Source organism: Ideonella azotifigens (assembly GCF_006519715.1).
Taxonomy (GTDB): Bacteria; Pseudomonadota; Gammaproteobacteria; order Burkholderiales; family Burkholderiaceae_C; genus Ideonella; species Ideonella azotifigens.
The window spans coordinates 1-6,719 of the sequence record NZ_VIDT01000281.1 but is presented as its reverse complement, the minus strand read 5'-3'; the positions used below and the strand labels follow the sequence as shown (position 1 = coordinate 6,719).

Below are 6,719 nucleotides of genomic sequence, written 5' to 3'. Positions count from 1 at the left end.
GCCCGCTGTTCCCGCAGGCCCTGGGCGTGCAGCTCAGCACCTGGATGGACGAAGGCGTGTCGCATGCCAAGCTGGAACTGAACCCGGCCGACCTGGGGCCGATCGAGGTCCGCATTGCCGTGCACGAAGGCAGCACCCGCATTGAGTTGAATGCCGACGTGGCCTCGACCCGCTCCGCGCTCAGCGAAGCACTGCCCCAGCTGGCCGAACAACTCGGCGACGTGGGCCTGAGCCTCGCGGGCGGCAGCGTGTCCGACCAGACCAGCCAGGGCCAGCGCCAGGGCGACTCCGGTGCCCAGCAAGCCGGCGGTGGCCGCGCGTTTGGCATGGGCGGGCGTGGCAACAGCGGCGACGAAGCGCTGGACAACGCCACGATGAGCCCCGCGCGCACCGCCGTGAACCGCCGTGGCCTGCTGGACATGTACGCCTAGTCATGGGGCACCCGGTCTCAGGGTTACCTGAGACCACCCGCCGAGCGGGTTGGCGCAGCCGCCTGGGGCGGCCCGGCGCCGGCTGCGCTGCGCTTCGGCACGGCGCTTTCGCCGTCGGGCTTGGTGCTGTCCAGCCTGAGGACCACCGGTAAAACCGCCGCTTTTCGTGGCTTCTGCACGGGGCTTGGCTCTCAATAATTCCTCCTATTCGGTCCCGACGCCCCATGCTTGCGGTGTCTGGGTCCTCCAGAGGAATCAAGGAGCCCCGTCCATGTCTGCTGCCGCAGCTGCCCCCGCCGGCGACGCCCCCAAGAAGGGCAAGAAAAAACTGATCCTGATCCTTGCCGTGGTGGTGTTGCTGGCCGCGGTTGGGGGCGGTGTCGCGCTGGTGATGAAGAAGAACCACGACGCCGAAGCGGCCGCTGCCGCCGAAGATGGCGAAGAGAGCAGCGGGCACCAAGAAAAGAAGAGTGCCAAGAAGGACAAGAAGAAGGACGACAAGCACGCGCTGCCGGTCTTCGTGCCGCTGGACCCGTTTGTCGTCAACCTGGCCGACCGCGAGACCGACCGTTTCGCCCAGATCGGCCTGACGCTGGAAGTCCAGGACGCGCACGTGGCCGACGAGATCAAGGCCTACCTGCCGGCGATCCGCAACAACGTGCTGCTGCTGCTGGGCCACAAGACCTCGGCCGAGCTGATGACGCCCGACGGCAAGGAAGTGCTGGCCCGCCAGCTGCGCCGCGTCGCGGTGCAGCCCATGGGCATCGAGCTGGAAGACGAGGACGCGGTGGAAGAAGAAGCCCCGCCCACGCCGGGCAAGAAGAAAAAGCGCAAGCGCTTCGACAGCCTCGACGACTCGCCGGTGAAGTCGGTCCAGTTTTCCTCGTTCATCATTCAATAAGCCCGACACGCCCGGTCGCAGGATCTCATCCGTGAACCAGCAAATCCTCTCGCAGGACGAAGTCGACGCGCTGCTGCAGGGCATCACCGGCGAGAGCCAGAAGCTCGAGCAGGAAGAAGCGCCCACTGGCGGCATTCGCAACTACGACCTGGCCAGCCAGGAACGCATCGTCCGTGGTCGCATGCCGACCATGGAGATCATCAACGAACGCTTTGCGCGCAACATCCGCGTGGGGCTGTTCAACATGATCCGCAAGAGCCCGGAAGTCTCGATCGGCGGCATCAAGGTGCAGAAGTACAGCGCCTTCCTGCGCGAGATCGTGGTGCCCACCAACTTCAACATCGTGCAGGTGCGCCCGCTGCGCGGCTCGGGCCTGATCGTCTGCGACCCCAGCATCGTGTTCGCGGTGATCGACGCGCTGTTTGGCGGCGTGGGCAAGTTCCACACCCGCATCGAAGGCCGCGACTTTTCGGCCACCGAGCAGCGCGTGATCGAACGCCTGGTCGGCTGCATCACCGAGGAATACAAGCGTGCCTGGCGCGGCATCTATCCGCTGGAGCTGGACTACCAGCGCTCGGAAATGCAGCCGCAGTTCGCCAACGTGGCCACGCCCAGCGAGATCGTCGTCTGCACCTCGTTTTCGCTGGAGCTTGGCGAGACCTCCGGCTCGGTGCACTTCTGCATTCCGTACTCCACGCTGGAGCCCATTCGCGACGTGCTGTATTCGTCGATGCAGGGCGACTCGGTGGAGCCGGACCACCGCTGGGTCAACCTGCTGAAGGAACAGATCCAGTCGGCCAACGTGGACCTGGTGGCCGAGCTGGGTACCGCGCCGGCCACCGTCGAACAACTGCTGTCGCTCAAGCCTGGCGACTTCATCGAGCTCGATCTTGAGCCGCTGATCCAGGCCAAGATCGACGGCGTCCCGGTGTTCGACTGCCACTACGGCACCTCCGATGGCCACTACGCCATCAAGATCGATCGCATGTTGACCAGCCCGAACTTCGGCTGGTTGGGAGATACGAATGTCAGCTGATCAAGCACCCGACGACGCCCAGGACGACATGGCCGACGCCTGGGCTGCGGCCCTGGCCGAGTCCAAGGGATCCTCCGGTGGCGAGGTGGCCGAGCAGGTCGCGGCCGAACAGGTCGCACCCGCCTCGTTCGCCAACTTCTCGCCGACCGCCGCCACCTCCGGCGCCGGCAACGACATCAACATGATCCTGGACATCCCCGTCCAGCTCACGGTTGAACTTGGCCGCACCCGCATCCCGATCAAGAACATCCTGCAGCTGGCGCAGGGCTCGGTGGTCGAGCTCGAAGCGCTGGCCGGCGAACCGATGGACGTGCTGGTCAACGGCTTCCTGATCGCCCAGGGCGAGGTGGTGGTCGTCAACGACAAGTTCGGCATTCGCCTGACCGACATCGTCACGCCCAGCGAGCGCATGCGCCGCCTGAGCCGCCTCTGAATTTCACCCACCCAGTCGCTGTCCCCAAGGAACGCCGGAATGACTTCTTCGCTGATGCCGCTGATCGCCTTTGGTGCGGTCGTGGCCATGATCCCGCTGGCTTTGTGGCTGATGCGCCGTTCCGGCATCGGCGGCGCCGGCACGCCCGGGCTGTTGCGCAACGTTGGCAGCCTGTCGCTGTCGCCGTCTCAGCGCGTGGTGGTGGTCGAGCTGATGCAGGGCGCGAATGCCCGCTGGCTGGTCGTGGGCGTGAGCCCGGACCGCATCACCACGCTGACCACGCTGGACGCGCCGGACGAAGTGCCGGCCGAGATCCTGAACCCGCAAGCCCACTCGGTGAGCCAGCTCATCAGCCGCTGGCGCCGCAATACCGGCAGCCCGGACGGGAACCAGCCATGACCCGCCGCACCCTGCAACGCTGCGCGATGACCGCAGCGCTGGCGGCGCTCGCCCTGTCGCTGCCGGGGGCCGCAATGGCCCAGGCCGCACCGACCGCACCCGGCCTGCCGCTGCTGGTCGGCCAGAGCGCCGGTGGCACCAGCTACTCGGTGCCCATCCAGACGCTGCTGTTCTTCACCGCGCTGTCCTTCCTGCCCGCGGTGCTGCTGCTGATGACGGGCTTCACCCGCATCGTCATCGTGCTGTCGCTGGTGCGCCAGGCCATGGGCACGCAGTCGGCGCCGCCCAACCAGGTGGTGGTCGGCCTGTCGCTGTTCCTGACCTTCTTCGTGATGTCGCCCACCATCGACAAGGTCTACGAGCAGGCCTGGGCACCGTACCAGGCCAACCAGATCGACTTCACCGAAGCCTTGAAGCGCGGCGAATCGCCGATGCGCGAGTTCATGCTCAAGCAGACCCGCCAGTCGGACGTGGAGCTGTTCGCCAAGCTGGCCAAGCTGGACGCCGGCATCAAGGGCGAGGACGTGCCGCTGAAAGTCCTGCTGCCCGCCTTCGTGACCAGTGAGCTGAAAACCGCCTTCCAGATCGGCTTTCTCATCTTCATCCCGTTCCTGATCATCGACATGATCGTGGCCAGCGTGCTGATGTCGCTGGGGATGATGATGTTGTCGCCGGTGCTGGTCTCGCTGCCCTTCAAGCTGATGCTGTTCGTGCTGGCCGATGGCTGGAACCTGTTGCTGGGCTCGCTCGCCGCCAGCTTCGCCCAATAAGGAAAGTCCGCACCATGGAACCGTCCCAGGTCTTCACGATCGGCCAGCAAGGCCTCTACATGCTGCTCACCGTATCGGCACCGATGCTGCTGGTGGTGCTGGTGGTCGGCGTGCTGGTCAGCATCTTCCAGGCGGCCACGCAGATCAACGAAGCCACGCTGAGCTTCGTGCCCAAGCTGGTCGCCGCGGTCGCGGTGATGGCGGTGGCCGGCCCCTGGATGATGACCCAGCTGGTCGATTACATCCGCGCGATGTTGTTGTCGATTCCTTCCGCAGCGGGTGGCTAGATGTCCGCCCCCAGTCGCTTCGCGCCAGCCCCCCGAGGGGGCGCCCAGCCGCCTTGGGGCGGCCCGGCGCCGGCTGGGCAAGCCTTGTTCATGGTCGTCACCGTCGGATGATCTCCTTCAACGAAGCCCAGGTCATGGCCTGGCTCACGCCGGTGCTGTGGCCGTTCCTGCGGGTGCTGGCACTGTTCCAGGTCCTGCCGGTGTTCGGGCAGCGCACGGTGCCGGCGCGGGTGCGCGTGGCGCTGGCCTTCATGGTGGCGGTGTGTGCTTCGGGCGTGGGCCCTCCCGTGCCCGTGGTGGCGCTGGATTCGGCCCTGGCGGTGATGCTGGTGATCCAGCAGCTGGTGATCGGCGTGACGCTGGGTTTTGCGGTGCGCATCGTGTTCGCCGCAGTCGAGTTCGCCGGTGAATTGGCGGGGCTGCAGATGGGCATGAACTTCGCCGGCTTCTTCGACCCGGTGATGGCCAGCCAGTCCACTGCCGCGAGCCGCTTCTTTGCCACGCTGGTGGCCTTCATGTTCATCGTCATCAACGGCCACCTGACGGTGATCGAGACGGTGGTCGAGAGCCTGCAGGCCTTCCCGGTCAGCGACCAGCCGTTTGCCTTCCTGCACAAGGTGGCGCCGCAGCAATGGGGCGCGCAGGTCTTCAGCATGGGCCTGTGGGTGGCCATGCCGATGATCGCGGTGCTGATGTTCGTGAACCTGGTGCTGGGCGTGATTTCGCGCGTGGCGCCGCAGTCCAACATATTCGCACTCGGGTTTCCCATCACCATGGGCGTGGGACTTGTGTCGATGATGGCGATGCTGCCGATGATGCAGACACCTTTTGTCGCCGCGCTTGAGCGAATGCTCGCGGTTTTTGGCCACTGAGCGCCACGCACCCCACACAAGGCACAGGATTTCGCCATGGCTGCCTTGCTCGCTGACTGCACCGCGCTGATCATTGACCCCAACCCGACCTCGCGCAGCGTGCTCTCGGCCCAGCTGAGAGACGCTGGCATGGTGATGGTGATGCAGAGCGGCCGCGTCGTCGATGCACGGCGCCAGCTGGAGACCCGCGAGTTCGACGTGGTGCTGTGTGAGATGGACTTCCACGGCAACGCCCCCAGCGCGGGCGTTCGCACCCAGACGGGCCAGGAGCTGCTGGACGAGTTGCGCGCGGCCAACCTGCTGCCATGGGCCACGGTGTTCATCATGGTCACCGGCGAGCGCAGCTACGCCAAGGTGGCCGAGGCGGCCGAATCGGCGCTGGACAGCTACCTGCTCAAGCCCTTCACGACCCAGGCCCTGCACGACCGCATGATGCAGGCGCGCCAGCGCAAGAAGGTCTTGAAGGACATCTACGTTGCGATCGAGGATGGCCAGTTCGAGACCGCCGCGCGCCTGTGCACCGAACGCTTCCGCCATCGCGACACCTACTGGCTTTACGCCGCCAGGCTCGGCGCCGAGTTGCTGCTAAGGCTGGAGATGCACACCGCGGCGCGCGAGCTGCTGGACGCTGTCGTCGCCCACCAGGCGCTGCCCTGGGCCCGGCTTGGCATCGCCCGCGCCCAGCTCGGTGCGCAGCAGACCACGCCCGCGCTGCGCTCGCTCGAAAGCCTGATCGCAGATGAGCCATCCTTTGCCGACGCCTACGACGTGATGGGCCGTACCCAGGTGGCGCAGGGCCACCTGCAGGAAGCGATGGTGACCTACCAGAAGGCCTGCGACCTGACCCCCGGCTCGCTGCGCCGCCAGCAGAAGCTGGGCATGCTGGCGTTTTATGCCGGTGACCAGGTGGCAGCCGCCAAGGCGCTGGACAAGGCCCAGATCCTCGGCCAGGGCTCCAAGCTGTTCGACTTCCAGAGCGTGGTGCTGCTGGCCATCGTGCGCTTTCGCCAGCGCGACAGCAAAGGCCTGGGCCGCTGCTCGGTGGATCTGGCCAGGGCGCTGGAAAAGGCGCCTCAAAGCAAGCGGCTGCAGCGCATGAGCGGCATCGTCGGCGCGTTTGACCTGATGCTGAGGCACCAGGTCGGCCAGGTGGTTGAGACGCTGAAGCGGCTGGCGAGCGAGGTGCGCGCCAAGGATTTCGACATGGAAGCCGCCTGCAACCTGCTGACCGCGATTGCCCAGCTGACCGCCGCCGAGCTGAACCTGCCCGATGCCGAAACCTGGGTCCAGGCCATTGGCCAGCGCTTCACCGGCACCAAGGGCGTCAGCGAGCTGATGGCCGGCGCGGCCAGTGCCCATGCGCCGTATGGCGAGCTGATCAAGCAGTGCCATGCGCAGGTCGCCGAGTCGGTCGAGCGCTCGATGATGCATTGCGTGTCCGGCCGGCCCGACGCTGCGCTGGACGCGCTGCTGGGCCATGCCCGCAGCACCTTGAACCAGAAGTTCGTCGACACCGCGCGCGGTGTGCTCAAGCGCTATGCCGACAAGCTGGAAGATGCGCCGCGCCACCTCGCGGCGCTGGAAGAACTG

At 66.2% G+C, this 6,719-nt stretch carries 9 protein-coding genes; all 9 read left to right on the top strand.

Going from position 1 to position 6,719, the window contains the following annotated elements; translation table 11 throughout:
• Nucleotides 1-431, top strand: a 431-nt coding sequence (locus FKP22_RS16845) for a flagellar hook-length control protein FliK (protein WP_141288613.1), incomplete at its 5' end; no start/stop codon positions are given.
• A gap of 271 nt (nucleotides 432-702) precedes the next feature.
• On the top strand, nucleotides 703-1,332 hold the full coding sequence (locus FKP22_RS16840; RefSeq protein ID WP_141288612.1) for a flagellar basal body-associated FliL family protein: 630 nt from the start codon (nucleotides 703-705) through the stop codon (nucleotides 1,330-1,332).
• A gap of 31 nt (nucleotides 1,333-1,363) precedes the next feature.
• Nucleotides 1,364-2,368, top strand: coding sequence for a flagellar motor switch protein FliM (fliM, locus tag FKP22_RS16835; protein ID WP_141288611.1), 1,005 nt, complete (start codon nucleotides 1,364-1,366; stop codon nucleotides 2,366-2,368).
• A complete protein-coding gene (gene fliN, locus FKP22_RS16830; protein WP_141288610.1) occupies nucleotides 2,358-2,801 on the top strand; it encodes a flagellar motor switch protein FliN in 444 nt (147 codons plus the stop codon). The genes fliM and fliN overlap by 11 nt, the downstream gene beginning before the upstream one ends.
• 39 nt (nucleotides 2,802-2,840) lie before the next feature.
• On the top strand, nucleotides 2,841-3,200 hold the full coding sequence (locus FKP22_RS16825; RefSeq protein ID WP_141288609.1) for a FliO/MopB family protein: 360 nt from the start codon (nucleotides 2,841-2,843) through the stop codon (nucleotides 3,198-3,200).
• Nucleotides 3,197-3,970, top strand: a complete 774-nt coding sequence (fliP, locus tag FKP22_RS16820) for a flagellar type III secretion system pore protein FliP (protein ID WP_141288608.1) — start codon at nucleotides 3,197-3,199, stop codon at nucleotides 3,968-3,970. The genes FKP22_RS16825 and fliP overlap by 4 nt, the downstream gene beginning before the upstream one ends.
• A gap of 14 nt (nucleotides 3,971-3,984) precedes the next feature.
• Nucleotides 3,985-4,257: a flagellar biosynthesis protein FliQ gene (gene fliQ, locus FKP22_RS16815; RefSeq protein WP_141288607.1), complete on the top strand. Its 273-nt coding sequence runs from the start codon at nucleotides 3,985-3,987 to the stop codon at nucleotides 4,255-4,257.
• A gap of 107 nt (nucleotides 4,258-4,364) precedes the next feature.
• Nucleotides 4,365-5,129, top strand: coding sequence for a flagellar biosynthetic protein FliR (fliR, locus tag FKP22_RS16810; protein WP_141288606.1), 765 nt, complete (start codon nucleotides 4,365-4,367; stop codon nucleotides 5,127-5,129).
• Nucleotides 5,130-5,165: 36 nt separating this feature from the next.
• Nucleotides 5,166-6,719: response regulator (locus FKP22_RS16805; protein ID WP_141288605.1), on the top strand; the 1,554-nt coding region annotated here is incomplete at its 3' end.